The 26,879-nt window shown below is 71.0% G+C and carries 27 protein-coding genes, 1 tRNA gene and 1 pseudogene; 15 read left to right on the forward strand and 14 right to left on the reverse strand.

From position 1 onward, the window contains the following. The 6 genes from rph (at position 1) to ACIRL2_RS22285 (ending at position 4,683) form a co-directional block, all read left to right on the forward strand. Positions 1 to 726, forward strand: a complete 726-nt coding sequence (rph, locus tag ACIRL2_RS22260; protein WP_395863318.1) for a ribonuclease PH — start codon at positions 1 to 3, stop codon at positions 724 to 726. A 237-nt stretch (positions 727 to 963) separates the two neighbouring features. Continuing rightward, entirely contained in the window at positions 964 to 1,362 is a 399-nt protein-coding gene (locus ACIRL2_RS22265) for a hypothetical protein (RefSeq protein WP_395863316.1), read from the forward strand. A gap of 60 nt (positions 1,363 to 1,422) precedes the next feature. Then, positions 1,423 to 2,025, forward strand: coding sequence for an XTP/dITP diphosphatase (locus ACIRL2_RS22270; RefSeq protein ID WP_402234132.1), 603 nt, complete (start codon positions 1,423 to 1,425; stop codon positions 2,023 to 2,025). 310 nt (positions 2,026 to 2,335) lie between these two features. Further along, positions 2,336 to 3,445 carry a PucR family transcriptional regulator gene (locus ACIRL2_RS22275; protein WP_395863312.1) on the forward strand — a complete coding sequence of 370 codons (1,110 nt, stop codon included), beginning with the start codon at positions 2,336 to 2,338 and terminating at the stop codon, positions 3,443 to 3,445. Positions 3,446 to 3,569: 124 nt separating this feature from the next. Next, a complete protein-coding gene (locus tag ACIRL2_RS22280; protein WP_395863310.1) occupies positions 3,570 to 4,223 on the forward strand; it encodes a hypothetical protein in 654 nt (217 codons plus the stop codon). Between the two features lie 277 nt (positions 4,224 to 4,500). Continuing rightward, positions 4,501 to 4,683, forward strand: a complete 183-nt coding sequence (locus tag ACIRL2_RS22285) for a hypothetical protein (RefSeq protein ID WP_395863307.1) — start codon at positions 4,501 to 4,503, stop codon at positions 4,681 to 4,683. Here ACIRL2_RS22285 and ACIRL2_RS22290 read toward each other — a convergent pair. Further along, entirely contained in the window at positions 4,662 to 5,393 is a 732-nt protein-coding gene (locus ACIRL2_RS22290; RefSeq protein ID WP_402234135.1) for a GNAT family N-acetyltransferase, read from the reverse strand. The genes ACIRL2_RS22285 and ACIRL2_RS22290 overlap by 22 nt on opposite strands. A 187-nt stretch (positions 5,394 to 5,580) precedes the next feature. Between ACIRL2_RS22290 and ACIRL2_RS22295 the strand changes: the two genes are divergently transcribed. After that, positions 5,581 to 7,143: a molybdopterin-dependent oxidoreductase gene (locus ACIRL2_RS22295; protein ID WP_402234137.1), complete on the forward strand. Its 1,563-nt coding sequence runs from the start codon at positions 5,581 to 5,583 to the stop codon at positions 7,141 to 7,143. A gap of 109 nt (positions 7,144 to 7,252) precedes the next feature. Here ACIRL2_RS22295 and ACIRL2_RS22300 read toward each other — a convergent pair whose 3' ends face one another. Then, positions 7,253 to 8,293, reverse strand: coding sequence for an LLM class flavin-dependent oxidoreductase (locus tag ACIRL2_RS22300; RefSeq protein ID WP_395863478.1), 1,041 nt, complete (start codon positions 8,291 to 8,293; stop codon positions 7,253 to 7,255). Positions 8,294 to 8,550: 257 nt separating this feature from the next. Here ACIRL2_RS22300 and ACIRL2_RS22305 point away from each other — a divergent pair, with 257 nt between their 5' ends. Then, positions 8,551 to 10,002 carry a catalase gene (locus tag ACIRL2_RS22305; RefSeq protein ID WP_402234139.1) on the forward strand — a complete coding sequence of 484 codons (1,452 nt, stop codon included), beginning with the start codon at positions 8,551 to 8,553 and terminating at the stop codon, positions 10,000 to 10,002. 111 nt (positions 10,003 to 10,113) lie between these two features. On the opposite strand, the gene ACIRL2_RS22310 is transcribed toward ACIRL2_RS22305, so the two are convergent. From ACIRL2_RS22310 to ACIRL2_RS22335, 6 genes and pseudogenes are all read right to left on the reverse strand, one after another. After that, positions 10,114 to 10,779, reverse strand: coding sequence for an RICIN domain-containing protein (locus ACIRL2_RS22310; protein ID WP_402234140.1), 666 nt, complete (start codon positions 10,777 to 10,779; stop codon positions 10,114 to 10,116). A 266-nt stretch (positions 10,780 to 11,045) separates the two neighbouring features. Next, complete coding sequence (locus ACIRL2_RS22315) at positions 11,046 to 11,348, reverse strand: co-chaperone GroES (RefSeq protein ID WP_052173837.1); 303 nt, start codon at positions 11,346 to 11,348, stop codon at positions 11,046 to 11,048. Positions 11,349 to 11,566: 218 nt separating this feature from the next. Beyond that, a complete protein-coding gene (locus ACIRL2_RS22320) occupies positions 11,567 to 12,052 on the reverse strand; it encodes a DUF3618 domain-containing protein (RefSeq protein WP_395863296.1) in 486 nt (161 codons plus the stop codon). 109 nt (positions 12,053 to 12,161) lie between these two features. Further along, positions 12,162 to 12,923, reverse strand: coding sequence for an energy-coupling factor ABC transporter ATP-binding protein (locus tag ACIRL2_RS22325; RefSeq protein ID WP_395863294.1), 762 nt, complete (start codon positions 12,921 to 12,923; stop codon positions 12,162 to 12,164). A 55-nt stretch (positions 12,924 to 12,978) separates the two neighbouring features. Then, positions 12,979 to 13,740: a cobalt ECF transporter T component CbiQ gene (gene cbiQ, locus ACIRL2_RS22330; RefSeq protein ID WP_395863292.1), complete on the reverse strand. Its 762-nt coding sequence runs from the start codon at positions 13,738 to 13,740 to the stop codon at positions 12,979 to 12,981. A 2-nt stretch (positions 13,741 to 13,742) separates the two neighbouring features. Continuing rightward, positions 13,743 to 14,782, reverse strand: a pseudogene (locus ACIRL2_RS22335) (energy-coupling factor ABC transporter permease). 240 nt (positions 14,783 to 15,022) lie between these two features. Between ACIRL2_RS22335 and bcp the strand changes: the two are divergent. Next, positions 15,023 to 15,499 carry a thioredoxin-dependent thiol peroxidase gene (gene bcp, locus ACIRL2_RS22340; protein ID WP_395863290.1) on the forward strand — a complete coding sequence of 159 codons (477 nt, stop codon included), beginning with the start codon at positions 15,023 to 15,025 and terminating at the stop codon, positions 15,497 to 15,499. Positions 15,500 to 15,633: 134 nt separating this feature from the next. After that, positions 15,634 to 17,049 (forward strand): glycine betaine/L-proline transporter ProP, encoded by a 1,416-nt coding sequence (proP, locus tag ACIRL2_RS22345; RefSeq protein WP_395863288.1) that lies wholly within the window; start codon positions 15,634 to 15,636, stop codon positions 17,047 to 17,049. A gap of 15 nt (positions 17,050 to 17,064) precedes the next feature. Here the strand turns inward: proP and ACIRL2_RS22350 are convergent, their stop codons facing one another. Beyond that, on the reverse strand, positions 17,065 to 18,708 hold the full coding sequence (locus ACIRL2_RS22350; RefSeq protein ID WP_395863286.1) for an amidohydrolase: 1,644 nt from the start codon (positions 18,706 to 18,708) through the stop codon (positions 17,065 to 17,067). A 66-nt stretch (positions 18,709 to 18,774) separates the two neighbouring features. After that, a complete protein-coding gene (locus ACIRL2_RS22355; protein ID WP_402234144.1) occupies positions 18,775 to 20,223 on the reverse strand; it encodes a purine-cytosine permease family protein in 1,449 nt (482 codons plus the stop codon). Positions 20,224 to 20,422: 199 nt separating this feature from the next. On the opposite strand from ACIRL2_RS22355, the gene ACIRL2_RS22360 reads away from it, so the two are divergent. From ACIRL2_RS22360 to ACIRL2_RS22370, 3 genes are all read left to right on the forward strand, one after another. Then, entirely contained in the window at positions 20,423 to 21,058 is a 636-nt protein-coding gene (locus ACIRL2_RS22360) for a TetR/AcrR family transcriptional regulator (RefSeq protein ID WP_402234146.1), read from the forward strand. A gap of 204 nt (positions 21,059 to 21,262) precedes the next feature. Then, a tRNA-Leu gene (locus ACIRL2_RS22365) sits at positions 21,263 to 21,346 on the forward strand. Between the two features lie 163 nt (positions 21,347 to 21,509). Further along, positions 21,510 to 22,001, forward strand: a complete 492-nt coding sequence (locus ACIRL2_RS22370) for a hypothetical protein (protein ID WP_402234148.1) — start codon at positions 21,510 to 21,512, stop codon at positions 21,999 to 22,001. Positions 22,002 to 22,106: 105 nt separating this feature from the next. On the opposite strand, the gene gndA is transcribed toward ACIRL2_RS22370, so the two are convergent. Beyond that, complete coding sequence (gene gndA / locus ACIRL2_RS22375) at positions 22,107 to 23,543, reverse strand: NADP-dependent phosphogluconate dehydrogenase (RefSeq protein ID WP_395863279.1); 1,437 nt, start codon at positions 23,541 to 23,543, stop codon at positions 22,107 to 22,109. Between the two features lie 360 nt (positions 23,544 to 23,903). On the opposite strand from gndA, the gene ACIRL2_RS22380 reads away from it, so the two are divergent. Continuing rightward, entirely contained in the window at positions 23,904 to 24,557 is a 654-nt protein-coding gene (locus tag ACIRL2_RS22380; protein WP_395863277.1) for a hypothetical protein, read from the forward strand. Positions 24,558 to 24,614: 57 nt separating this feature from the next. On the opposite strand, the gene ACIRL2_RS22385 is transcribed toward ACIRL2_RS22380, so the two are convergent. Beyond that, on the reverse strand, positions 24,615 to 25,250 hold the full coding sequence (locus ACIRL2_RS22385) for a TetR/AcrR family transcriptional regulator (RefSeq protein WP_395863275.1): 636 nt from the start codon (positions 25,248 to 25,250) through the stop codon (positions 24,615 to 24,617). A gap of 35 nt (positions 25,251 to 25,285) precedes the next feature. Here ACIRL2_RS22385 and ACIRL2_RS22390 point away from each other — a divergent pair, with 35 nt between their 5' ends. Then, a complete protein-coding gene (locus ACIRL2_RS22390) occupies positions 25,286 to 25,612 on the forward strand; it encodes a rhodanese-like domain-containing protein (RefSeq protein WP_395863273.1) in 327 nt (108 codons plus the stop codon). 112 nt (positions 25,613 to 25,724) lie between these two features. On the opposite strand, the gene ACIRL2_RS22395 is transcribed toward ACIRL2_RS22390, so the two are convergent. Together ACIRL2_RS22395 and ACIRL2_RS22400 are read right to left on the reverse strand one after the other, a co-directional pair. Beyond that, positions 25,725 to 26,186, reverse strand: a complete 462-nt coding sequence (locus ACIRL2_RS22395) for a hypothetical protein (RefSeq protein ID WP_395863271.1) — start codon at positions 26,184 to 26,186, stop codon at positions 25,725 to 25,727. A 204-nt stretch (positions 26,187 to 26,390) separates the two neighbouring features. Further along, positions 26,391 to 26,831, reverse strand: a complete 441-nt coding sequence (locus ACIRL2_RS22400; RefSeq protein WP_395863269.1) for a DUF6325 family protein — start codon at positions 26,829 to 26,831, stop codon at positions 26,391 to 26,393. Between the last annotated feature and the right edge of the window lie 48 nt (positions 26,832 to 26,879).

Genomic DNA, 26,879 nt, shown 5'->3' on the forward strand with positions numbered 1-26,879 from the left:
ATGTCACGAGTAGACGGCCGTACCCCCGACCAGCTTCGCCCGGTCACGTTCCAGCGCAAGTGGCTCGACCACGCCGAGGGCTCGGTCCTCGTCGAGTTCGGCCGTACCCGTGTCCTGGTTGCCGCAAGCGTCACCGAAGGCGTGCCGCGCTGGCGCAAGGGCAGTGGGGAGGGCTGGGTCACCGCCGAGTACTCGATGTTGCCGCGCGCCACCCACACGCGCGGTGATCGCGAGTCGGTCAAGGGCCGGATCGGCGGGCGTACGCACGAGATCTCGCGGCTGATCGGCCGTTCGCTGCGCGCGGTGATCGATACCAAGGCGCTCGGCGAGACCACGATCCACCTCGACTGCGACGTGCTCCAGGCGGACGGCGGCACCCGGACCGCGGCGATCACCGGCGCGTACGTCGCGCTGGCCGACGCGGTGACCTGGGCGCGCGAGCACAAGCTCACCCGCAAAGGCGCCAACCCGCTGGTCGGTTCGGTGGCGGCGGTCAGCGTCGGGATCATCGACGGCGTGCCGATGCTCGACCTTCCCTACGAGGAGGACGTTCGGGCCGACACCGACATGAACATCGTGTGCACCGGTGACGGACGCTTCGTCGAGGTGCAGGGCACCGCGGAGAAGGAGCCCTTCGATCGCGCGCTGCTGAACAACCTGCTCGACCTCGGTGCGCGGGGCTGCGAGGAACTGACGGTGCTTCAGCAGCTCGCGCTGGAGTCCTGAGCCGAACCGATACGGCAACCGTCCGGGCGCGACCGCGAATTCGCTTTCCCGGGCATACCACTGCAAATGGTGGTCACGTGCCGGTTGCGAGTGTCACGTACGCGCAACCGGCACGCACCGGGTGTGCCACGGTCGGCCCGGCGCGGGCCCGGTCACCAGTACGGTCATGGCATCTGGTCATCCCGATCAGCACCCGCCACGACCGGGCCGATCAGCCCGTCCCTGACGAGGAGCTCCATGTTCCGCGCCACGTTCCGTCCCCGCCGGGTCCTGCGCACCACGATCGCGGCCACCGCCATGGCGGGCGCGCTGTTCGCCACCGTCGCGTGCGAGCAGGCGCAGCAGGCCATCTCGTGTGCCGAACTGGCCACCAACCTGACCAACGACATCTCCAACCTGAGCAATGTGCTCAACGATCCGGCCGCTGCCCGGAAGTCGCTCGACAACCTGCAGAAGACCTTGGACGACAAGACCAAGGACCTGGACTCGGACGACGCCAAGAACGCCGCGAACAGCCTCGGCGACGTGATCACCCAGCTCAGCACCAAGGCCGCCAACGGTGACAGCCTGGGCGCGAGCGACGTGCAGCCGCTGATCAACGGCGCGAAGAACCTGACCACGATCTGCGTCAAGTAACCGGTCCGCGAGGGCGGCCCGGATTCGATCCGCGGCCGCCACGAGTCCTAGGCTTGCCGTATGAGCCGTCTCGTACTCGCCACCCGCAACGCCAACAAGGTCGTCGAGCTCCAGCAGATCCTCCGGGACGTCGGGCTCGACGTCGAACTCGTCGGCATGGACGCCTACCCGGACGTCCCCGACGTGCCCGAGACCGGCCTCACCTTCGCGGCCAACGCCCTGCTCAAGGCCCACGCCATCGCGCGGGCCACGGGGCTCCCGGCGATCGCCGACGACTCGGGCCTGTGCGTGGCCGCGCTCAACGGCATGCCCGGTATCTTCTCCGCGCGTTGGGCCGGCACGCACGGCGACGACGCGGCCAACCTGCGGTTGCTGCTCGCGCAACTGTCCGACATCGCGGACGAACACCGCGCCGCGTGGTTCGCCTGCGCGGCGGCGCTCGCGCTGCCGGACGGCACCGAGCGGGTGGTCGAGGGCCGGTTCGAAGGCACCTTGACCCGCGAGCCGCGCGGCACCGGCGGCTTCGGATACGACCCGATCCTCCTGGTCGCCGACGACACTCGCACCGCCGCCGAGCTGACCGCCGCCGAGAAGAACGCGATCAGCCACCGGGGCAAGGCGTTTCGTGCCCTGGCGCCGATCGTCTCCGAACTGATCGGCTGACGACCGGGCGGGGGTCGGGCCGACGGGTCGCGCCGAATCCGACCTCTGCGCCGAGGCCGACGCCGGCGTCGTGGTCGGGTGGCCTGTCTCGTCGCCGTCTTGTCGCCCGTCTCGGCGACCACTTCGATGTTCGGCCCGCCGCTCCGGAATGCGCGTCGCCCCAGCCGCGCTGTCGAGGCAATCCGCGCGTGGACCGTGTCGGTGCGTGCCCCGCTGCCCCATCGCCATCGCTCTGCCGGGAATCGGCAAGGTTGGTAGCGTTTTCCTGGCTGCTATTCGGCAACGTGGTGGGGCCTCGGGGGGACGCGGCGTGAAGAGCGACGACGGGATACCTGTCGAGTTCGTGGGTGGATGGGCCGAGTTGTTGCGGGAGGTTTCCGCGACCGGACGGCTGCTGCGGCGGGCCGAGTTGCACGCGCTGGCCGAGATGGGGGAGCGGGCCGGGGAGGCCGGGTACGACTGGCGTCCGCTGGTCGGGCTGTATCTGCGCGAGACGCGTCGGGCCTGGGGGACGCTGCCGGGCATCGGTCGGGCGGCGAGTGTGACCGAGGCGGCCCGGGGCGGGGACGCGGCGCTGGCCGCTTTGGACGCGGCGATCGCCGCGCTCGGCGCCGGCCACGAGCACGCGCGACGGCTGGCGGTCCGCCAGGAGGAGGCCGCGCGGCGCGAGTTCATCGACGACCTGCTGTACGGGCGCAGCGACCTGGGTCGGCTGGCCGAGCGTGCCGAACGCTTCGGGCTGCGGCTGGCCCGGACGCACGTGGTCGCGGTCGCCGTGGGTGGGACGGACTATGACGAGGCGCACCCCCTGGTCCGCCGGGTCGAGCGCGAGCTGATCGGGCGGTTCGGCGAACGGGACGTGTTGCTGACCACCAAGGACGGCCGGCTCGTGTGCGTCGCGGCGGACGACGAGCAGTCGGTGCTGACCGCGTTTGCGAAGTACGCGACGGCCGGCGGCGCGGGCCGCGAGGGCGCCGACCGGGTCGCACTGGGCCGGCCGCACGCCGGTGCGGGCGGCGTGGTGCTCTCCTACGAGGAGGCGCTGGGCGCGCTCGACCTGGCCGTGCGGCTGGATCTGCCCGGGACCGTGCTCGACGCGGCCGATCTGCTGGTCTTCCCGGTGTTGATGCGCGACCGCGCGGCGATGTCCGACCTGGTTCGCAGCGCGCTGGGGCCGCTGGTGCAGGCGCGTGGCGGCGCGGTCCCGCTCCTGGAGACGATCACCGCGTGTGCGGCGGCGGGTTACGTCAACGCCGAGGCCGCGCGCCGGTTGCGGATCAGCGTACGCACACTCTCCTACCGGCTGGAGCGGATCCGGACGCTGACCGGATACGACCCCGGCGACGCGATCCAGCGCTACACCCTGGAGACCGCAGCGCTGGGCGCCCGGATCCTGGGCTGGCCCAGTACTCCGCTCTGACCGCTTTTCCCGGAGTCCGTAGCCGGACGTCACGAAGGCGTCAACACTGCCGGCATCCGGCAATGTGCGGGCGTGCCGGCCGGTGCCGCGATGTCGGCGCACGAGGGGCCGAGGGGGTGGGACGGTGGGGGATTTCGTGCGGGCGGCACTGGCGTTTCCGGCCGTCCTGTTCAGCTTCGCGCTCGTCGTGGTGGCGGCCTACTGGCTGCTGGTGCTGCTCGGCGGTGTCGCCGTGGGTCATGGGGATCACGGGGATGGTCAGTATGGCGGGCCCTGGGCCCACGGGGGTCATGACGGTCACGGTGAGCACGTGGGTCACGGGGACCACGACCCACGCGACACCGCCGGCGTACCGATCACCGTGACGATCTCGCTCGCGATCGCGGTGACCTGGTTCGGCTGTCTGGTCGGTACCGCGCTGACCGACCGCTGGTGGTTGCGCGCCGCGACGCTCCCCGCGGCGCTCGCGCTGGGCCTGCTCACCGCTCGCTCGACACGCGCGCTGGTCCGACGCTTCCTGCCACCCGAACGCCCGGCCCTGCGGGCCGACTTCGTCGGCCGTACCTGCCTGATCCGGACCGGGCGGGTGGGCCACGACTTCGGTCAGGCCGAGGTCCGGGCCTTGGACGGATCGACCGCGATCCTCCAAGTGCGCACGGACGAGCACGGGTTGGTGTCCGGCAGCACCGCGCTGATCTTCGACTACGACGCGGCGGGCGAGTTCTTCCGGGTGACCGGCTACGACAGCGCGCTGGACCCGGACCGAACCGCGAGCTGAACGCGCGCCGTTCGTCGCTTGCGGCCTGCCGCCTGCCGCCTGCCGCCTGCCGCATCCCGTTCACCGTTCGCCAGTCGCGGCGCCGAAGTCGTCCGCGCGCACACCAACGTCCCGCTCTATCGAGGGATCTCACTGATGGATGCCATCACCGTGGGTATCGGTGTGCTCGTCGCCGTCGTCCTGCTCGTCGTACTCGTCGTGCTCCTCGCCGTGACCCGGCTCTACCGCAAGGTGTCGCAGGGCCAGGCACAACAGGCTGGCCGAGCGGCTCCTGCCGGTGCTCGACGACGCCGAGGTCGACACACTCGTGGACGACCACTACACGGCGCAGGCACAGACGCTGACCACCGATGCCGAGGCCAACCTGCTCAAGCTGGCCGAACTGCGCGGCCTGCTCGGCCCGGCGGACCGGGAACGCTGGGCCGAGGTGAAGCGGGCCTACCGGGCGGGCCGGGCCTGAACCGGGGAGGACGCGAGGCTCGGCTCGGCGGCGGGTACCCCCGCCTCGGGTGCGATCGCCGGTTCCGGAATCCAGGCCGGGGTGAGCACGCCGTACAGCGTCCAGCCCAGGCGGGTGTACAACGCCCGGCCGGCAGGGGTGGCGACCAGCACCCCGGTGCGGGCGCCGCGCTCGGCGGCGGCGTCGCCGAGCGCGGTCATCAGCACGCTGCCCAGCCCTCGACGCCGGTGCGCCGGGTCGGTCCGGATCTGGTCGGCCACGGCCGTCTCCCCGGTGACCCCGATTCGCCCGCTCGCGGCGACCGCGCCGTCGCCGGCGAGCAACCGCACGAACACGACCGCGCCCACCGGCTCGACCTCGATCGTGTACCCGCTCGGCGGGACCACCGCGGCCTGCCGCAGGGGCCCGGTCATCACGTACTCCGGATCGCCGATCGTCCACGCGGGCGTCAGTTCGGGGCCGATCCGCTCGGGCGGGCCGAAGCTCTTGATCCAGGTGCCGGGATCGGTCCGGGTCCGGGCCGTCTCGGCCACGTGCCCGACGTCGTGCAACACGTAGCGCACGCGGTGCTCGGGCAATCCGACGTCGAGCCGGAAGCCGCCCGCCGCCTCGACCGGCGCGGGTACCGATCGGGCCGCCGCCCAACCGGTGACCCAGGCCCGGATCAGTTCGGCGGTGGATATGGACCGCTCCCGGTCGATGGTGCTCACGGCTTCTCCCGACGGATCGGCGACTGGAACCCGGAAAGCGTATTGCAAGCGACTTGCAATAAGGCCGGCAGACTCCTGACGCTTCGTCATACAACGGTAAGCAGCGGATTCCCCCGTCCAGGACACGTGCGGGTCAGGATGGAGGAACTGTTCCGCGAACCGATTTTCCCGAGCGTGAGGTGGCGTCGTGCGGCGTTCTGGATGGCCCGGTGCCGCGTTGGCGGGCGTGCTCTCGGCGGCCGTGGCGGTCGGCGTGGCCGAGGCGATCGCGGCGTTCGTGCGACCGGAGGCCACACCGTTCGTGACGATCAGCGGCGCGGTCACCGACCGGGCGCCGCAGGGGCCGCGCGAATGGGCGATCCGCACCTTCGGGACCGCGGACAAGGCGTTCCTGCTGACCGTGATCACCGTGCTGCTCGCGCTGTTCGCCGCCGGACTCGGTGTGCTCGCCACCCGGCGGCTGCGCTACGGGATCGTCGGCGTGCTCGCGCTCGGTGCCTTCGTGGCCTGGACCGCCGTCGACCGCCCCTCGTACACACCCGCCGACCTGGCCCCGGTGCTGGTCGGCACGCTGTTCGGGATGCTCGCGCTGATCCTGTCGACCCGGCCCGACCTGGTCGACCGACGCCCGCTCGCCCGCCCGCTGCCGGGCGCGTCCGAGGACGACGTGCGCGAACCGGCCCCGGACACCTCGCGCCGTACGGTGATCCTGGTCGGCGCCGCCGCGGTCGCCGCGGTGACCGGGTTCGGCGGACGGATGCTCCAGCACGCCCGGTTCAACGCGGAGCGGTCCCGCGCGTCCGTCGCGGGGAACCTGCCCGCGCCGATCAGCGCGGCCGCGCCGGCCGGCCCCGGCCTGATCGAGCCCGGCCTGACCCCGTACCTGACCTCGAACGCCGACTTCTACCGGATCGACACCGCGTTCACCGTGCCGCAGCTTCGGGCCGAGGACTGGCAGTTGCGTATCCACGGCCTGGTGGACCGGGAAATCCGGCTGGACTACCCGCAGTTGCGGGCCCGCCTCGCGATCGAGCGGGACATCACGCTGGCCTGCGTGTCCAACGAGGTCGGCGGCGACCTGATCGGCAACGCCCGCTGGCTGGGCACCCCACTGGCCGACCTGCTGCGCGAGGCGGGAATCCGGCCCGGTGCCGATCAGATCGTCTCCAGATCGCCGGACGGCATGACGATCGGCACGCCGCTGCGCGAGGTGCTCGACGGGCGTGACGCGATGCTGGCGTACGCGATGAACGGCGAGCCGCTGCCGATCAAGCACGGCTTCCCGGTCCGGATGGTGGTTCCGGGACTGTACGGCTACGTGTCCGCGTGCAAGTGGATCGTGGACTTGGAGGTGACCCGGTTCGACGCGTTCAGCGCCTACTGGGTCAAGCTCGGCTGGGCCCGGCAGGCCCCGATCAAGACCCAGTCGCGGCTGGACACGCCCAGGGACGAGGGCACCGTGAACGCCGGCCGGGTTCCGGTCGCCGGCGTCGCGTGGGCGCAACACCGGGGCATCGCCGCGGTCGAGATCCAAGTCGACGAGGGCCCGTGGCAGCCCGCCGAGCTCGCGCCGCAGACCACCACCGACACCTGGCGCCAATACCGCTGGATGTGGGACGCGACGCCGGGCAGGCACGTACTGCGGGTGCGGGCCACGGACGGCACCGGCGCGGTACAGACCGCCAAGAACGCCGACGTGGTCCCCGACGGCGCGACCGGCTACCACCGGATCGGCGTCACGGTGCGGTGAACGGCGCGACTTCGGGCCGCCCGACGCGAACCACGCCGCGGCGGGCCGGGCCCTTCGGGGAAGGCCACCGATACCGGCCGGGTCGCCCCCACGACCCGGCCGGTGCCGCTCACTCCTCGATCAGTCCCCACGCCTTTGCGATCAGCTCGTACGAGCGGATCCGCGCGTCGTGGCCGTATACGTTGCTGATCACCATCAACTCGTCCACCTTGGTGCGCTCGCGCAGTTCGCGCATGCCGGCCCGCACCTCGGCCAGGTCGCCCGAGATGTGCTGGCGCCGGTAGTTCGCCACGAACTCCCGCTCGGCGGGCGTCCACGGGTAGGCCTCGGCCTCCTCCGGCGACGGCATCCGACCGGGGTTGCCGCCGCGCAGCCGCAACATCGACAACGCCTGGGACAACGCGAGCCGCTCGGCCTCCTCGTGCGTGTCGGCCGCGATCACCCCGGCCGCGATCATCGAGTACGGCTCCTTGAGCGACTCGGAGGGCTGGAACGACTCGCGGTACAACTCGAGCGCGGGCAGCGTGTGCTGCCCGCTGAAGTGATGCGCGAACGCGAACGGCAGGCCCAGGATCCCGGCCAACTGCGCGCTGTAGCCGCTGGACCCCAGCAGCCACACCGGTGCCTCGGCGGACGCGAACTCGCCTCCCGCCTCGATCCCGGACGCGGGACCGGGCACCGCGTGCATCCGCGCGTACGGGTGGTCCGCCGCGAACGACCCGGTGACGAACCCGATCAGCTCGCCGAGCGCCTGCGGGAACTCCTCGACCGACTCGGCCCCGCCGCCGCGCCGCAGCGCGCGCATGGTGACCTGATCGGTGCCCGGGGCCCGGCCGATGCCGATGTCGATCCGCCCGGGATGCAGCGCTTGGAGCGTGCCGAACTGCTCGGCGACCACGAGCGGCGCGTGGTTGGGCAACATCACGCCGCCCGAGCCCAGCCGCAGGGTCGAGGTGTGCGCGGCCAGGTGGGCGAGCAGCACCGGCGGCGACGAACTGGCGATGCCGGGCATGTTGTGGTGTTCCGCCACCCAGAACCGGTGGAATCCCCATCGCTCGGCCAGCTTCGCCAACTCGGTGCTCGTACGCAGCGCCTCGGTCGCCGAGTACCCGGTTCCCACCGGCGCCACGTCCAGTACCGACAACTTCACAGCGTCCACTCCGCGTCCCTCTTTCTCGCCCGTTTCCCGCCCACCCGATTGCGCTCCGGTGCTTTGAGTTGCAACCCGCGGGCACTGCGCGCTGTTCCAGGGCTCAGGCGTGCAGACGATCACACGGGGCATAAAGGACAGTCGGAAAGATCATGGACTGGATGCCATACAGGTCTTGACCCATTCCAATTTCGGACCCAGGTTGGAATCGGCGCTCCAAGACCCGGCACGTGAACCACACGAAAGGGACACTGGCGATGACCGAACGCCCGACCACCACGACCGACGCGGGTATCGCGGCCCCGAGCGACGAGTTCTCGCTCTCCGTCGGACCCGACGGCCCGTTGCTGCTCCAGGACCACTACGTCATCCAGAAGATGGCGCAGTTCAACCGTGAGCGGGTGCCGGAGCGGGTGGTGCACGCGAAGGGGGGCGGCGCCCACGGGATCTTCCAGGTCACCCGGGACGTCAGCCAATTCACCAAGGCGGACCTGTTCCAGCCCGGTCGCGAGACGCCGATGTTCATCCGCTTCTCGACGGTCGCCGGTGAGCTCGGGTTCCCCGACACCGTGCGCGACCCGCGCGGCTTCGCGATCAAGTTCTACACCCGGCACGGGAACTACGACCTGGTCGGCAACAACACGCCGATCTTCTTCATCCGGGATCCGAGCAAGTTCTCCGACTTCATCCACTCGCAGAAGCGCCGGTCGGACACCCACCTGCACGACCACAACATGCAGTGGGACTTCTGGACGCTCTCGCCCGAGTCCGCGCACCAGGTCACCTTCCTGATGTCCGACCGGGGCACCCCGAGGACGTGGCGCAACATGCACGGCTTCGGCAGCCACACCTTCATGTGGGTCAACGCCGGCGGCGAGAATTTCTGGATCAAGTACCACTTCCTGACTGACCAGGGCATCGAGAACTTCACCGACGCCGAGGCCGCCGCGCAGGCCGGCGAGGACCGCGACTTCCACATCCGCGACCTGCGCGACGCGATCACCGGCGGCGACCACCCGTCCTGGACGCTGCACGTACAGGTGATGCCGTTCGAGGACGCCGCGAACTACCGGTTCAACCCGTTCGACCTGACCAAGGTGTGGCCGCACGGCGACTACCCGCTGATCGAGGTCGGCCGGATGACCTTGAACCGCAACCCCTCGGACTACTTCGCCGAGGTCGAGCAGGCCTCGTTCGAACCGGCCAACCTGGTGCCCGGGATCGGCGCGAGCCCGGACAAGATGCTCCAGGGCCGGTTGTTCAGCTACCCGGACACGCACCGCTACCGGATCGGCCCGAACTACCTCCAGCTGCCGATCAACCGCCCGATCGTGCCGGTCCACTCGTACAACAAGGACGGCGCGATGCGGTTCGAGAACTACGGCGACCCGGTGTACGCGCCGAACAGCTACGGCGGCCCGGTGGCGAATCCGGAGTTGTACACGGACGAGAACTACGCGGTCACCGGCGAGATCATGCGCTCCGCCTACAGGCCGCACGCCGAGGACGACGACTTCGGTCAGCCCGGCACGCTGTGGCGCCACGTGATGTCCGAGACGGACCGGGAGCACCTGGTCGCCAACATCGTCGGGCACATGAAGAGCGATGGGCCGGTGAGCGCCGAGGTGCTGCCCCGGGTGATCGATTACTGGACGAAGGTCGACGCCGACCTGGGCGCGCGTGTCTCGAAGGGCTTCAACGGCGGCTGACGCCGTTCGGGCCGGGCGAACCACCCAGGCGCCGCCCGGCCCGGGCGGTCCCTCGGCATGTTCGATCGCCGGCGCGGCTCGGCCGATTCCGGCCTGCCGTCCGGCGCCCGGTCACGCGGCGCCGGCCTGCCAGACCGCTCCCGAGCCGGCCGGCACCAGGGCCAGACTCTGTTGGCCCTTGACCTGGTCGGCCAGCCCCAGCGCGGAGCCGTTGCGGGCGAGCAGCACCACCCCGGAGCCACTGGTCTGCGGCTTCCACAACTGGGTGTCGCCGCGGCCGCAGTCGTCCTGATAGGCCCGGGCCCCTCGACCGTCCGCCACCTCCAGGCACTTGTGCGAGTCCGCCGACTGCAACCGGACGAAACCGCCGCCGGCGTCGCGCACCACCCATTGCTGGTTCGCCTTGCCCGGCCCCGCCGGGTACACGATCACCGGTGCGCGATCCCGGTCGCTGCCGCCGCTCACGTCCATCGCCCGGCCGTCCGCCAGGGTCAGCACGTAGCGCTTGCCCGAGGCCAGGACCGGCTTGGCGGACGCGCTCTTGGACGGCGACGGTGACGCCGAGGTCGGCGCGGCGGTGGTCGGCGGCGCCGTGGTTATCTGCGCCGCGACCGCGGCGGGCGGGCTCGGGGAGGAGCCGCTCGGGCCGGGCGTGGTCGCCGACGCGCCGGCGGCCTTGCCGTCGCCGCCGCCGAACACCCCGACCAGGCCGCCGCCCAGGAAACCCATCAGCGCGACCGCGCACAGCGCCGCTATCCAGATCCGACGTCGCGGCATCTGTCCCTCTCCTCATGGCCGGCTCTTCGTGCGGATCGGGTCATCCTGGCAGAAGAGTTCATCCCAAGGGGTGAGTCGCTCGGTGCGAGTGGGTGCGTTCCGGGCGTGCGAAAGCGCCGCCGGAGGACAAAACCGCCGGGTGGCGAGTCGGCTCACCACCCGGCGGTACGGCTGTTCGGAGATCTCTCGGCGGTCATGCGGCGGTGCTCTCGTGGCGCCCGTGCGGTGGTCGTTCCCAGGGCTGGGGCGGGGTACCGGGCCTTGTTCTAGAGGTAGAGGCCGGTGGCCTCGCCCGAGACCTCGATGCGCTCGGCGGCGACCGCGTGCAGATCGCGTTCGCGGAGCAGGACGTACGGGACGCCGCGCACCTCGACCTCGGCGCGCTCCTCGGGGTCGTACAGGACACGATCGCCCGGTTCGACGGTGCGGACGTTCTGGCCGACCGCGACCACCTCGGCCCACGCCAGCCGCTTGCCGACCTGTGCGGTCGCGGGGATCAGGATGCCGCCGCCGGAGCGGCGCTCACCCTCCGCCGCGTCCTGGCGGACCAGGACACGGTCGTGCAGCATGCGGATGGGCAGCTTCTCGCCGAGATGGTGGGCGGTGTTGCTCGAAGACTGGGACCTGTCGGAACTCACGCTTCGACAAGCTACCCGTCCGACGCCGAACGTGCGTCACCGGGAGGTGTGGTGTTCCGATCCGTTCGGCGTCGATTCGGCCTCGGCCGGGCCCGGGTCCGGTCCCGGACCGGACCCGGCGGACGTGCCCGGGGTCGACGCGGCCGGGCTCAGCGCTTCTTCTTGCCCTTGCCGGGCTTGACGTTCTTGTCCGCCTTGCCCCGGCTCTTCACCAGGACGACCAGCAGGAGCAGCCCCGCCACCCCACCCGCGAGCGGCACGATGCGCTCCTTGCGCGGCGCGCCCGTGTCGCTGTCGATGAACTGGGCCCGCACCTTGTCCTTCGCGCGCGCCGCGACGTTGGCCGGCTTCACCCGGTCGACGATCTCGTCCAGCGTCACCGCCAGGCTGGCCCGGGCCGCCTCGATGTCCCGCTCGATCTGCTGCGGCGAGCGCCGGTCCGGCTGGTCGCCGCCGGTGTGCTTGTCGGCGGCCTTCCCGTCCTTGTGCTCGGCGTTCGAAACGTCAGCCTTGTGCGCACCGTTCACCGACTCCACCCGACTCCGCTCAGCGTGTGCCGTCACCGGACGGCCCAACGCCGCCCGGCCTTCCCGCTCCAACTCCGCCGGAGACAGTTCCCGCCCGTGGTCGCTCACAACCCGTCCTCTCCGGCCCCTGCGCTCGTGTGTTCCCCAAGTCTGTCAGGTACATCCCCGCACCCGTGTCAACCGGGTGTCGTGGCGCCGGCGGGCGGCCCGGGAGCGGTCAGGCCGGGACCGACGACGGGTCGAACCCGTACGGCAGTTCCAGTCGGTGGGCGGCCATCAGGTCGCGATCCAGGAGCAGCTCGCGGGTGCCGCCGTCGGCGACCACGACGCCGCCCGCCAGCACCGTCGCGCGCGGACACAGTTCCAACGCGTAGGGCAGGTCGTGGGTCACCATCAGTACGGTGACATCGAGCGAACGGAGTACCTCGGCCAGTTCGCGCCGGCTCGCCGGGTCCAGGTTCGAGGACGGCTCGTCCAGGACCAGGATCTCCGGCTCCATCGCGAGCACCGTGGCCACCGCGACCCGGCGGCGCTGGCCGTAGCTGAGGTGGTGCGGCGGCCGATCGGCGAAGCCGGCCATGCCCACCCGGGCCAGCGCGTCCTGTACGCGCTCCTCCAGCGCGGCGCCGCGCAGGCCCAGGTTGGCCGGGCCGAACGCGACGTCCTCGCGGACGGTGGGCATGAAGAGCTGGTCGTCCGGGTCCTGGAAGACGATGCCGACCCGGCGGCGGATCTCGCGCAGATGCTCCTTCGCCACCGGCAGACCGGCCACCTCGACGGTGCCGGCCCCGGCGGTCAGGATGCCGTTGAGGTGCAGCACCAGGGTGGTCTTGCCGGCGCCGTTGGGGCCCAGCAGCGCGACCCGTTCGCCGCGCGCGATGGTCAGGTCGACGCCGTACAGCGCCTGGTGGCCGTCGGGGTAGGCGTAGGCGAGGCCGCGGACGACCAGCGAGGGGGCGGTGGCCGGGGTGTCACTCACCTGGGGACTCCGTTCATCGGGTCGGCGCCGTCGGTCGGCACATCGGGTCGGCGCCTCACAGGGTCAGCGCCGCCGCCCACACCGCGAGCGCCGCCGCCGGCAGTGCCGCGGCGGCGGCCCACTGGGCGCGGGTGGCCCGGGTGTCCAGGAGCACCGGCATGGTCCCGGTGTAACCCCGGCTGAGCATCGCCAGGTGCACCCGTTCGCCGCGCTCATAGGAGCGGATGAACAGCGCGCCGGCGGACTTGGCCACCACCGGGGTCTGGCGCAGGTCGCGCGCGAGGAAGCCGCGCGATTCGCGGGCGATCCGCATCCGGCCCATCTCGGCGGTGATCACCGCGCCGTAGCGCAGCATGAACGACATGATCTGGATCAGCAGCGGCGGCATCCGCAACTTCTGCAGGCCCAGGAGCAGGGCGCGCAGTTCGGTGGTGGCCGCGAGCAACACGCCCGCGACCACCCCCAGGGTGCCCTTGGCCATGATGTTCCAGGCGCCGAGCAGGCCGTCCCGGCTGAGCGACAGGCCCAGCACCTCGACGTGCGGCCCGTTCGCGACGAACGGCAACAGTACGGCGAAGCCCACGAACGGCAGCTCGACCAGCAGGCGACGCAGCAGGAATCCGGCGGGCACCCGGGCGAGCGCGGCGACCGCGGCGAGCAGCACGGCGTACCCGGCGAAAGCCCAGTAGGCATCCCGGGGTGTGGACACCGTGGCCACCACGAAACCGACCAGCGCGAGGAGCTTGCAGTGCGGCGGCAGCCGGTGGATCGGCGAGTCGCCGGGTCGGTGGAGCCGATGTCCGTGTCCCGCCGCCATGGTCAGGCCCCGGAACCGGCGGCGGAGTCGGCCGTGCGCGCGGTCGCCGGGTCGGTGCCGGTGGAGCGCTTGCGGACCAACCAGAACACGCCGGTGCCCACCAGCAGCGTGGCGCCGACGCCGATCACGCCGGCCAGGCCGCCGGAGAGCCGCTCGTTGTGCACCCCCTTGACGCTGTAGTCGGCCAGTGGGCCGTCCTTGAACTGGTGGTCCCGCTCCTTGGTGTCGATGCCCTTGTCGGCGGACACCTTCTCCAGGCCGTCCGGGCTCTGGCTCGCGTAGTAGCTGACGAAGCCGGCCAGCACCAGGGCGAGCAGGACGCCCGCGATCAGCAACGTGCGGGTACGGACGCGGGTCATCGGGGTCCCCCTGCCGAGCGCAGTTCGAGCGGGCGCGCGAGGCCGCGCGCGCCGTGGACGAGGTCGGGTCGCACCGCGAGCACGCTGGAGACGGTGGCCGCGGTGATGATCGCCTCGCCGATGCCGATCAGGACGTGCACGCCGATCATCGCGCCGGCCACCTTGCCGATCGACACGTCGGTGGTCCCGCCGATCGCGTAGAACGCGGTGAACACGCAGGCGGCGGCCGGTACCGACACCAGCGCGCCGACGAACGCGGCCACGGGTACGGACGAGTGCCGCACGGGCAGCAGGCCCAGCGCCAGGCGGAAGAGCCCGTAGCCGACCACGACGGTCACGATGCCCATGATGGTGATGTTCAGGCCGAGCGCGGTCAGGCCGCCGTCGGCGAAGAACAGACCCTGCATCAGCAGCACCACCGCCACGCACAACATGCCGGTGTACGGGCCGACCAGGATCGCGGCCAGGGTGCCGCCGAGCAGGTGGCCGCTGGTCCCGCCGGCGACCGGAAAGTTGAGCATCTGGACGGCGAAGACGAAGGCCGCGACCAGGCCGGCCAGGGGCGCGGTGCGTTCGTCCAGCTCGCGACGTGCGCCACGCAGGCCGACGGCGATCCCGGCGACCGCGACGACGCCCGCTCCCGCGGATACGGGGCCGTCGATGAACCCGTTGGGTATGTGCATGTGGCCCTCCCGAAATGCCGGATTCGGCTGTGGGATTTTATGGCCTTCGGCCGCAACTGCAAAAGCCTCGCAATTGGGTGATGGTGGCAACAGAGGGGCGCGCGCATGCTTCTTTGCCTCGCGTTGACGAATGACGCGCCGGTGGGACGCGCGTGCGTGCCGAGCGGCTCCGGGCCCGGACGGGTCCGACCGCAGCGCTAGCGTTGCGGCGTACGTGCCGAGCGATCCGAGGAGTTCTTCGTGAGCGACCGTCTTCAGGCGGGCGACACCGCCCCCGCCTTCACCCTGTCCGACGCCGACGGCAAGGACGTCTCGCTGTCCGACTACGCGGGCCGCAAGGTCATCGTGTACTTCTACCCGGCCGCGCTGACCCCGGGCTGCACCAAGCAGGCGTGCGACTTCACCGACAACCTGGACCTGCTCGCGGGCGCGGGCTACGACGTGGTCGGCATCTCGCCGGACAAGCCGGAGAAGCTCGGCAAGTTCCGGGAGAAGGAGAACCTCACGGTGACGCTGGTCGCCGACCCGGACAAGAGCACGCTGGAGGCGTACGGCGCCTTCGGCGAGAAGACCATGTACGGCAAGACGGTCAAGGGCGTGATCCGCTCGACGTTCGTGGTGGACGAGAACGGCAAGGTGGAGCGGGCGCTGTACAACGTCCGCGCGACCGGCCACGTGGCCAAGCTGATCAAGGACCTCAAGCTCGACGCGGCCTGAGGGCACACTCCGCTCCGCTCGGGGGTCCACGAGCCCCGATTCGCCCGATCTTCGGGTGGATCGGGGCTTTTTGCGTGGAAGCCTGTGTCGTGCCCCCTTTCGCGTGACCACCTGCCCCAACCTGGAGCGCGGGGGTGGTTCCAGGACGAGGGAGACAGGTGCGCGAGGAAGACATCACGGTCGTCGACGCCAAGACCGTGGACACCGCGGTCAAGGCGACCATGCTCGGCAATGCCATGGAGTGGTACGACTTCGGCATCTACGCCTACATGGCGGTCACGATCGGAAAGGTGTTCTTCCCTTCGGGAAACGACACCGCGCAGACGTTGTCCTCGTTCGCGACCTTCGCCGCGGCCTTCCTGGTCCGGCCGCTCGGCGGCTTCTTCTTCGGGCCGCTCGGCGACCGGATCGGGCGCAAGAAGGTGCTCGCGATCACGATGCTGATGATGGCGAGCGGCACGTTGTGCATCGGCCTGATCCCCAGCTACGGCACGATCGGCTTCGTCGCGCCGATCCTGCTGGTCCTGTTCCGGATGCTCCAGGGATTCTCGGCGGGCGGCGAGTACGGCGGCGCGAGTACGTTCATCGCCGAGTACGCGCCGGACAAGCGGCGCGGGTTCTACGGCAGCTTCCTGGAGTTCGGCACGCTGATCGGCTACATCCTGGCGGCGAGCCTGGTCACCCTGCTGACGGCGGTGCTCAGCGACCACGAGATGCGCACGTGGGGGTGGCGCATCCCGTTTCTGGTGGCGGGCCCGATCGGGGTGATCGGGCTGTACCTGCGGCTGCGGCTGGAGGAGTCGCCGGCGTTCGCGAAGGTGATGGAGCAGTCGGCCGCGACCGAGGCGGAAGCGGAGGGGGGCGAGCACGGGAACGAGACGGTGCGCGAGTTCAAGCGGATCTTCCTCGGGCAACGGCGGGCGATGGTCATCTGTATCGCGCTGGTCGCGGCGTACAACATCAACGACTACATGCTGCTGTCGTACATGCCGACCTATCTCTCCGACACCCTCGGCTACAACGAGACGCACGGCCTGCTGCAGATCGTCGTGGTGATGATCGTGCTGCTCGCGGTGATCCACCCGCTGGGCGGGCTGACCGACCGGATCGGCCGCAAGCCGGTGATCATCGCCGGGTGCGTGGGCTTCATGGTGCTGCCGATCCCGTGCTTCGTGCTGATCAAGCAGGGCGACCTGGTACCGATCTTCATCGGCCTGCTCATCCTGGGCCTGGTCCTGGTCTGCTTCCTGGCCACCATGTCCGCCGCGTTGCCCGCCCTGTTCCCGACCGAGATCCGCTCCGGGGCGCTGTCCGTCTCGTTCAACATCTCGGTCTCGCTGTTCGGCGGCACCACCCCGTTCGTGGCCGAGGCGCTGGTCGACGGGACGGGCAACGACTACATGCCGGCCTTCTACATGATGCTCGCGGCGGCCGTCGGCCTGGCCGCCGCGCTCACGATGGCCGAGACGGCCCGCAAGCCGCTGATGGGTTCGCCACCGGCGGTGGAGACGGTCGAGGAGGCCCGGGAACTGGTCGCCGCGCAGCGGTGATCCCGACCGACGACGTTATGCGGTGTGCACGACCTCACCGCCGACCGCGACGATCTCGCAGACCGTGCCGGGGATGTCGGCCGGCGCGATGCCCATGATGTCGCGGGAGAGCACGACGAAGTCGGCGAGCTTGCCGACGGTGAGCGAACCGCGCTCGTGCTCCAAAAAGTTCGCGTACGCCGAGCCCATCGTGTAGCCGTGCACGGTGGTCTCGATGTCGAGCGTCTCGGTCGGGATCCAGGACGGGCCGCCGGCCAGCGGTGCCCGGGTGAGCGCGGTGTACACGCCGACCATCGGGTCCATCTCGGCCACGTTCCAGTCGCTGGACAGCGCCAGCACGGCGCCCGCGGCATGCAGGCTCCGCATCGGCCACGCCTTGTGCCAGCGCTCCTCGCCGACGTTCTCGGCCCAGTCCTGACCGGGCCCGGCGATCTCCGGCGCGCAGTGCCGCGGCTGCATGCACGCGACCACGCCCAGTTCGGCGAAGCGCGACACGTCCGCCGGGTCCAGGCACTCCACGTGCACGACCTGGTGGCGCGCGTCGCGTGCGCCGTTGACCGTACGGGCGTGCTCGACCGCGTCCAGGACGGTGCGGATGCCCCGGTCGCCGGTGGCGTGCACGAAACACTGGAAGCCCCGGCCGTCCAACTCGGCGAGCAGGCCGGCGAACTCCTCGGCCGGGTAGAACGTCTCGCCCCGGTGGTGCGCGCAGCCGCGGTACGGCTCCAGGAGCGCGGCCGTGCGCGGCTCGACCACGTCGTCGATGTACAGCTTGAGCGGGCCCACCCGCAGCCGGTCGTCGTTGTGCGCCCGGGCCGCCTCGGCGAACTCGTCCAGGTCCGCGGCGGTGGTGCCGCGCGGGTGGAACAGCGCCGCCACGATGCGCGAGCGCAGTCGGCCCTCGTGCCGGGCGCGGGTGTACAGCGCGAGGTCGTCGAGCGAGTTCTGCGGCTCGACCACGGTGGTGATGCCGAACCGGATCGCGTCGTCCAGGCTCTTGGCCAGTCGGCCGTACTGCCGGTCCGCCGAGGCCCACGGCAGGCCCAGCTCGCGCAGTGCCCGGTGCCCCTCGCGGGAAAGCCCGCGGATCGCGAAGTCCTTGACGAAGCCGGTCGGCTCGCCCGTCTCCGGGTCCTTGTCCACCCGACCGAACGGCAGCACGTCGCTGTCCCGGGTGATCCCCAGGCGCTTGATCGCCGCGCTGTTCAGCCACGCGGTGTGCACGTCGTAGCTGAGCACGAACGCGGGCACGTCGCCGGTGACCGGGTCCAGGTCGCTCGCGCGCGGCATCCGCCCGTCGGGGATCGCCGAGTAGTCGAACGCCTCGGCCTCGATCCACTCGGCGTCCGGGTTGGCCGCCAGCCACGCACCGATCCGCTCGTGGATGCCGGCGAGCGTGCGCACGCCGGCGAGTTGCACGCACGCGTCGTCCGAGCCGAGCCGGACGTGGTTGTGCGCGTCGATGAAGCCGGGCAGCACCCGCCGCCCGGCGCCGTCGAGCACGGTGGTGTCCGGGCCGATCCAGGCCGCCGCGTCGGCGTCCGCACCCACCCAGGCGATCCGGCCGGCGCGGACGGCGAGCGCCTCGGCTTCGGGCAGGTCGGGGTCGACGGTGTGGATGCGGGCGTTGCGCAGGACCAGATCGGCGGTGTGGGACACGGTGACTCCAGGGTGGTGCGGAAACGTGGTGCGGGGTGGGTCTTCGGGTGGGCCGCGCGCGGTCGGTCAGCGCTTGGCGAATTGTGGTTCGCGGCGGGCGAGTGCCCAGTACAGGACGCCGGAGACGACCGCGCCGAGCAGCGTGAGGTCGCCGTCGAAGGTCTCGACCAGCGCGCCGGTCCACAGCGCGGACTCGGCGGTCAGGCACGCGAAGACGATGCCGGCGGCGAGCGCGATCATCCCGGCGGGATGGAAGCCCCTGGTGTACCAGTACGCGCCGCCGCGCATGTCGTGCAGTCCGGCGTCGTCGTAGCGACAGCGGCGCATCAGCGTGTCCGCGATGAACACGCCGCCCCACGGCGCGAACACCACCACGAGCACGGACAGGAAGCTGGTCAGGTTGTCGGTGAAGTTGCCGTTGAACAGCGCCCACAACGAGCCGACCAGGATGAACGCGGTGCTGACCAGGATGCCCTTGGCACGCGACCACGGGATGCCGAGCACCTGGAGATTCAGGCTGGAGGAGTACAGGGTCAGGATCGAGTTGGTGATCGAGCCGCCCACCACGAGCAGCAGGAACAGCGCCTCGAACCAGCCGGGCACCAGACCGGCCACGCCGGCCACCGGGTCGGTCATGTCCGCCTGGGTGGCGGCGGCCACGCCGACCACGCCCAGCAGCACCGAGGAGAGCATGCCGCCGGCCGCGCCCCACAGGGTGATCGAGCGCAGCGAGGTGTCCCGGGGCAGATAGCGGGTGTAGTCCGAGGGCATCGGCAGGTAGGAGATCGGGCCGGCGACCAGGACGAGCACGGCGAGCGAGATCGCGTGGAAGTTGTTCGAGGTCTCCGGCGCGGACCCGGTCTCCAGGCCCGGTACGACGAACAGGATCAGCAGGCCGAAGCCGATGCCCAGGACGTAGGCCAGCCAGCGCTCGGCGGCCTGCACGGTGGCATGGCCCCACATCGCGACGGCGAAGGTGAGCGAGAGGGTGATCGCGAGCGCGACCACCCGGGCGAGGTCGCCGCCGGCCCAGCCGAGCTTGCCGAACAGCCCTTCCAGGGCGAAGGTGCCGACCACGGTGTTGAGGATGGTGTAGCCGATCCCCACGACCCAGTTGAGCAGGCCGGCCGGGAAATTGCCGTGTACGCCGAACGCGGCGCGCGAGATGACCAGGGTCGCGGTGCCGGTGCGGACGCCCGCGAAGCCGAGCGCGCCGACCGCGAAGAAGGCCAGGCCGGTGACCACGACCACGGCGATGGCGGCCCAGAAGGACAGGCCGAACATCACCGCGAGGGTGCCGTTGATGACGAACGTGAAGGACAGGTTCGAGCCGAACCAGAGCCAGAAGACATCCTTGGCACTGCCGTGTCGTTCGGCGTCCGGGATCGGGTCGATCCCGTGTACCTCCACCTGGAAGAGCTCGTCGGAGGCGACCCCCGTACCGAAGCCGGCCGGGGTGGCGCTGGTGGCGGCGCTCGGAGTGTCGCTCGCGGAGTCCGTGTGGGGCAGGGTCACCGGACCTCCTCTTCGTGGTGTGCGGTTCGGCTTCGAGGGCGTGCGCCGGCCGGACCGGAAGCTTGAATGTCATTCAAGAACTTTGAACGCCACTCAAGGTGCGCTGTGGGTCGGCGAGGTGTCAAGAGTTCGTGACGAATCGGACCGGAATTTGACTGTTGTTCAAGATCGACGCCGCCGGCGGGATAGGGTCGAGCCCTTGCGCGAGCGGGTCGGCCGCGCGGTCGAGAGGCGGGTGTCGGTGGTGGCCACGAGGCGGAGCGACGGTCGGATCGCCCAGGACCGGATGCTCGAGGAGGCCATAGCGGCGATTGCCGAGCACGGCCTGGCCAAGCTGACCATGTCCGGCCTCGCGGAGCGCCTGGGCACCAGCGGCGGGCACATCCTGTACTACTTCGGCAGCAAGGATCAGCTGCTGCTGGCCGCGCTGCGCTGGAGCGAGGACCGGTTGGCCGAGGAGCGCGCGCGACTGCTCGCGCGCCGGGTGCCGGCGGACCGCAAGCTCGATCTGTTCCTGGGCCTGTACCTGCCCGCCGGCCCGCGCGATCCGCGCTGGATGTTGTGGGTGGAGCTGTGGGCGCGGACCGCCGGCAACGCGGAACTGCGGGTCGCGCAGGACGAGATCGACCGGGGGTGGCAGGACGACCTGGTCACCGTCCTGGTCCGGGGCGCGGACAAGGGCGTGTTGGTGATCGACGACCCGGTCGCGGAGGCGTCCGAGCTGCTCGCGTTGTTGGAGGGGCTGAGCACGCGGACGGTGCTCGGGTTGGGCGGGACGACTCGGGACGGCGCGTTGGCGATGGCGCGGCGGGCGACCGGGCGGCTTCTTCGCTGAGGGGGCGTCTCGGGGGATCGCTCGGGGGCGGCCGGGGTCGCCTCGGGCTGGGGGCGGGCTGGGGGTCGGCTCGGGCTCTCGGACTCGGGCTCCGGCTCGGCCGGATGGTTGGTCGCGGGGGGATATGTGCCGGCCGCTCGATGCGGCGGGCACTAGCATGAAGCCTGGTCGACCTCGGGGCGTTGTCGCGCAGGTCGGTCGCGCGCGGCCGTGGCGCAATTGGTTGACGCAGCAGGTTTAGGTCCTGCCGTCCGAGAGGATATGAGGGTTCGAGTCCCTTCGGCCGCACAAGTGGTGATTTTCCGGTGATTTTCGGCCGGTCTTGTGCTGGCGACCCCGACCTCGCGCGCGCTAGCTTGCGGCATGTCGTCCCTGGGGAGGCGCCATGCACTGCGAGTACTGTCCGAAGGTTTCCGGCGGCCGGGCGCAGACGCCCCCCGCGGAGATGATCGTGCCGAAGATCGCCGGTGACTGGGTCGGGTGGGCGCGGGTCGCCGAGGCGCGGGTCGTCACCTCCGGGCGGGCGCTGCCGGCCGAGCCCGGCGCGGACTGCGTGATGAGCTTCGGCCGTCGGGTCTTCGAGGGCTCGCCGAAGCGCGGACTGCACGCCGAGATGGATTGCCTCCAGCAGGCCCGAATGCTCGGACTGCCCTTGGAGACGGGCGAGTTCACCGATGTCGCGAGCGGCTGCTGTCTGCTCTGCACGACCGCCCTCGCCGCGGTCGGCGTGCGTCGGGTGCCGGCTGTGGATCCCGATCCGGACGTGTGTGTGAACTGGCACGCTCCGGCGTTTCTGTTCGAGGATCCGTTGCTGTGTGCGGGGTTGATGGGTGACCGGGCGGCGCACCTGTGGCTGCGGCATCTGGCTCCGCCGGTGCGGCGGCAGTTGCGCGGGGTGTTGACCGGTGCGACGACGCGGTTGTTGGCGGGGCGCTGGGAGTGAGGCGGCGCCGGGCGCGCGTGGGTACGGGGCACCGGGAGTAAGGCGGGCTCGGCCGGTCGGCGGGGACGTGTGTCGTCCCCGCCGGGGGCGGCCTTCGGCTTCGGGTCAGACCGTGTGTTCCTTGCGGTCGCCGGACCACTCGGTGTGGAAGGAGCCCTCGCGGTCCACCCGGCGGTAGGTGTGCGCGCCGAAGAAGTCCCGCTGACCCTGGATCAGCGCGGCCGGCAGCCGCGGCGAGCGCAGGCCGTCGTAGTAGGACAGCGCGGCGGCGAAGCCCGGGGTGGGGATGCCCAGTTCGGCGGCGGTGGCCACCACCCGGCGCCACGCGTCCTGGGCACCGGAGATCGCGTTGCGGAAGTATTCGGCGGTCAGCAGGGAGTCGGGCTTTCGGTCCGCCGCGTACGCCTCGCGGATCCGGTTCAGGAAGCGGGCCCGGATGATGCAGCCGCCGCGCCAGATCTCGGCGACCGTACCCGGGTCGATCGACCAGTCGTATTCGGCACTGCCTGCCTGGATCTGGTGGATGCCCTGCGCGTAGGCCACGATCTTGGACGCGTACAGCGCCTGTTCGACGTCGTCGGCGAAGCGGTCGGCGTCGTCCCCGTCGAGCGTGCTCCGGGTCGGTCCGGGCAGACCCTGCGCCGCCGCGCGCAGGTCGGCGTGGCCGGAGAGCGATCGCGCGAACACCGCCTCGGCGATACCGCTGACCGGAACTCCCAGGTCGAGGGCGGTCTGCACGGTCCAGCGGCCGGTGCCCTTCTGCTCGGCGCGGTCCTGGACCACCTCGACGAACGGCTTGCCGGTGGCCGCGTCGGTGTGCGCGAGCACCTCGGCGGTGATCTCGATCAGATAGGACTCCAGCCGACCGGAGTTCCAGGTCTTGAACACCTCGGCGATCCGGTCGGGTTGCATCCCCAACGCGCGGTTGAGCAGGTCGTACGCCTCGGCGATGAGCTGCATGTCGGCGTACTCGATGCCGTTGTGCACCATCTTGACGAAGTGGCCGGCGCCGTCCGGGCCCATGTGCGCGCAACACGGTACGCCGTCGACCTTCGCGGCGATGTCCTCCAGGATCGGGCCGAGCGCGGCGTACGACTCGGGGGAGCCGCCGGGCATGATGCTCGGGCCGAGCAGGGCGCCTTCCTCGCCGCCGGAGATCCCGGTGCCGACGAAATGAATGCCGCGCTCGCGCAGTGCGGCCTCGCGACGGCGGGTGTCGGCGAAGTGCGCGTTGCCGCCGTCGACGATCATGTCGCCGGGTTCCAGGAGTGCGGCGAACTCGTCGATCACCGCGTCGGTGGGCGCGCCGGCCTTGACCATGATCACCAGCCGCCGGGGCGGCTCGAGTAGTGCGACGAACTCCTCGGCGGTGTCGGCGGGTAGGAAGGTGCCCTCGCCGCCGAACTCCTCGACTAGCGCGTGGGTCTTGGCCGAGGTTCGGTTGTGTACGGCGACGGTGTGCCCGTGTCGGGCGAAGTTGCGGGCCAGGTTGCGGCCCATCACGGCCAGTCCGGTCACGCCGATGCGAGCTCGCTCCGCCATCTTCTTCGTCAACTCCTGCTGTCGGTCCGGACGTCCGTCCGGAGGGAGGGCGGGATCGGGGCGGTCGTCGAGGCCGCGGGCCGATCCGTGATCGGCGCATGCGATCACTGGGACAACATCGTGCGTGTCCGGCGTTAATCCCCCGCGTACAACACGCCGGCCGTTGGTGGGCGGTACGGCAGGTCGGCAGGTCGGTCGGTCCCGGTCGGGGATCGCGGATGGGCACGGGCGTCCGGCCGGCGGCATCGGTGGACGCCCCGGAATCGGGAAGTCGTGCCGTGCGTGGTCGCCTTCGGCGGCGGTGGTTCGGCCGCGAAATCCGGTTGTCCGGGAGCTGCGGCCACCGGTACCCATGGGGCCATGAAGTCATCGATTCGACGTACCCGGCACGCGCTGCCGCGAGGTGAGGCGGAGCTCTGGGCGCCGGTCTCCGCGCGGTACGGGATACCGCCGTACGGCTGCAAGTATCTGTACACGGCCGGCGTGTTGCGCGAATTCATGGTGTCGGCCGGGTTGTTGGTGGCGCAGGGGCAATACCTCGCCGCGGCGTCGCTGTCCCTCAACGGTGCCGAACTCGTCGGGCGGTGCGTCTCGGAGCGCACCGAGCAGGGCGTCACGCAGCGGTTGCGCAACGGGTTGGGCTATCTGGAGAACCTGGAGCCGGCCGAGGAGGGGCGGTACATCCCCGAGTCCGACGCCCTGGTCAAGCTTCGCGGTTTCACCGCCCATCCCACCCTGGAACCGCCCGCCGGGTCCGAACTCCAGTTCTCCCACGCCACGTTCGAGTACCTCCTCGACCGTCTCGCGCTCGCCGCCGACCGCCTGTGGACGGACGCCGACCCGAGCATCGTCCGCAAGTTCTCCGGCGCGAAGGTCACCCCGATGCGCACGGACGGTGAAAACCTGTACGTCGAAACCCTGCTCGCGCACATCGACGCGGGCCACACGCCGGGTACCCGGATCCCGTACGAGGAGAGTTGGCGGGCACGCTCCGTGCCGGCGGTCGCCCGCTGAGGTCCCATCCTTCGGGCCCGATGCGCGAAGCGCCGGGGTGCGCGCGCCGGGGATCCGTCAGGCGCGGCCGGGGTGCACCTCGGCCAGGGCCGACCGGAGTACACCCGCGCGGATCCGTTCCGGACCCAGTTCCGGAAGCAGCGCGGTGACGTGTTCGGCAGCCAGCGGGGCCAGCAGGGCGTGCGCGGTGTAGTCCGGGTCGGGGGTTGCCGAGCCCAGCAGGATCGCCGCGTGGCGGTGCCAGAAGCGGTAGGCGCCGATGCGGTAGCGGGCGCCGGGGGACGAGGTCTCCGACACGCGAATCAGGTCCAGGTGTTCCAGTAGGTAGTCGAGGTAGGCGTCGAGGAACGCGGTGAGGCGTTCCTCCGCCGGTGCTCCCGGGCCCAGGGGTGGTGGGCCGTGCAGGACCGCCTCTTGCAGGGCGCGCTCTCGGGCGTCGAGGAGCGCTGTGGCCAAGCCGGACTTGTCGCCGAAGCGGCGGAAGAGCGTGCCCTTGCCGACGCCGGCCGCTGCCGCGATCTGGTCCATCGACACGGCCGCGACGCCCTGTTCGGCGAACAGCCCGGCCGCGGCCTCCAGGATGGCGGCTCGATTGCGAGCCGCGTCGGCGCGCTCCTTGGGGGGCGGGGTGCGGAGCAGATCCAGAGGGATTGCAGAAGCGGACTGCGGTCCGTTAATGTCGTCGTGAGCCACAACCGGACTATAGTCCGATTCTCTGGAGGTATGCCATGACCGCACTGATCACCCGGGACGAGCTGCGCGCCGAGATCGCCGCCGGGAGCGTGACCGTCGTCGACGCGCTCGGCGGCGAGTACTGGGCCAAGCAGCACCTGCCGGGCGCACTCGCCCTGGTCCGGGACCAGGTCGACACGCTGGCCCCGACCCTGCTGCCCGACCGCGACGCCGCGATCGTCACGTACTGCTCCAATCCCGCCTGCCCGAACAGCGGCCAGGTCGCCGACCGACTCACCCACCTCGGCTACACCAACGTCCGCAAGTACGCCGAGGGCATCGAGGACTGGACCAACGCCGGCCTCCCCACCGAATCCGCCTGATCCACGACCGCACGACGAGGGCGCCTTCGCCGCGGCGAAGGCGCCCTCGTGACGGTGTGTCGGATCGGTGACCCGCCGGGTGCGCGGTGGGCCTCAGGGCTGTTGGGGCGTGCTACCGGGGGGCGTCGGTCAGGTCGGTGATTCGGCCGCCGGACAGGGGGACCCGGTACCAGACGTCGATGGTGGAGTCGCCGAAGTGTTCGGTGACGACCACCGACGCGCTGCCCGCGCCGCTGCCCTCGTAGCGCACGTCGCGGCTCTGCGGTGTGTTCTGGGCGCGGAAGACCGGGTCGGCCATGTGCTGTTCGGCCCACGCGTCCAGGCGCGCGTTGAGTTCCGGGGTGAGGAACTCGTTCCGGACCTCGGTCGGGTTCATGTCCGGGTTGGTGCCGTTGACGGCGGACAGGTACTGGTCGTAGAAGGCGGTCACCTTCTCCACCACGCCGATCCTGCGGATCTGCTGCTCGCCGGGCGGTGAGCCGTCGGCGGCGAGGGCCGGAGCGGCGGCGCCGGCGGTGACGAGGAGTCCGGCGGCCAGGGTGATGGCGGCCGTACGGCGAATCCTGGTGGTCATGTCGACCTCCGCTTGCTGGGGGGTTGTGCCCTTGCACCGGTGGAGACGCCCAACCGGTAGGGCGGGTTGCCAGACTTTGCCCGGCTTTACCCTTTGGAAATCAAGTCGTTCCTTCGCGGCCGGGACCGGCCGACGCAGGCCGACGGCAGTCGGCGGGGGCGGACGCCGCCGGCACCGGCCGAAGCCACCCGCCCCCATTCGCCCTCAACTGCCGTCCGACGTACCCGCGAGCGCCTCTTCCGCGTCGTCCAGGACGGACTGCGGCAACCGGGTGTACGAGAGCAACCGACCGCCCGAGTCGCGGATTCGACCGGCTACCTCGCGGGCCCAGATGTTCTCCACGAACAGCACCACCACCAGCGAATCCGGCGGCATGACCTGCCCGATCTGCTCGGCGTCCTCGGCCCCGGCCAGGCCCAGCATCTCGCGCGCGGCCAACTCCGCCGCCATGTCGCGCAGCCCCTCGAACTCGCTCACCTCGTGGCTGGTCACCTCACCCGAGATGTCCTTGACCACGATCAGCGCGTCGATCAACCGCACGTCGCCGCGCTCCTCGACCGCCTCGAACGCGTCCAGTACGGACGAGGTCAGCCGCTGGCCCGGAAAGCCCAACACGATGGCGTCGACGGGTCCCAACTCGACCATGCTTCCTCGTCTCGGGGAGTAGGTGCTCTGCGGCGTACGCGTCCGAGG

Origin of the sequence: Embleya sp. NPDC127516, assembly GCF_044765325.1 — a bacterium.
Taxonomy (GTDB): domain Bacteria; phylum Actinomycetota; class Actinomycetes; order Streptomycetales; family Streptomycetaceae; genus Embleya.

Bases quoted from the DNA above. Each gene is read 5' to 3' on its own strand.
- ACIRL2_RS22380 (WP_395863277.1), top strand. From the start codon at position 23,904: ATGAAGTCATCGATTCGACGTACCCGGCACGCGCTGCCGCGAGGTGAG.
- ACIRL2_RS22305 (WP_402234139.1), top strand. From the start codon at position 8,551: ATGACCGAACGCCCGACCACCACGACCGACGCGGGTATCGCGGCCCCG.
- gndA (WP_395863279.1), bottom strand. From the start codon at position 23,543: ATGGCGGAGCGAGCTCGCATCGGCGTGACCGGACTGGCCGTGATGGGC.
- rph (WP_395863318.1), top strand. From the start codon at position 1: ATGTCACGAGTAGACGGCCGTACCCCCGACCAGCTTCGCCCGGTCACG.
- ACIRL2_RS22315 (WP_052173837.1), bottom strand. From the start codon at position 11,348: ATGCTGCACGACCGTGTCCTGGTCCGCCAGGACGCGGCGGAGGGTGAG.
- cbiQ (WP_395863292.1), bottom strand. From the start codon at position 13,740: ATGGCGGCGGGACACGGACATCGGCTCCACCGACCCGGCGACTCGCCG.
- ACIRL2_RS22270 (WP_402234132.1), top strand. From the start codon at position 1,423: ATGAGCCGTCTCGTACTCGCCACCCGCAACGCCAACAAGGTCGTCGAG.
- ACIRL2_RS22310 (WP_402234140.1), bottom strand. From the start codon at position 10,779: ATGCCGCGACGTCGGATCTGGATAGCGGCGCTGTGCGCGGTCGCGCTG.
- ACIRL2_RS22265 (WP_395863316.1), top strand. From the start codon at position 964: ATGTTCCGCGCCACGTTCCGTCCCCGCCGGGTCCTGCGCACCACGATC.
- ACIRL2_RS22390 (WP_395863273.1), top strand. From the start codon at position 25,286: ATGACCGCACTGATCACCCGGGACGAGCTGCGCGCCGAGATCGCCGCC.
- ACIRL2_RS22400 (WP_395863269.1), bottom strand. From the start codon at position 26,831: ATGGTCGAGTTGGGACCCGTCGACGCCATCGTGTTGGGCTTTCCGGGC.
- ACIRL2_RS22395 (WP_395863271.1), bottom strand. From the start codon at position 26,186: ATGACCACCAGGATTCGCCGTACGGCCGCCATCACCCTGGCCGCCGGA.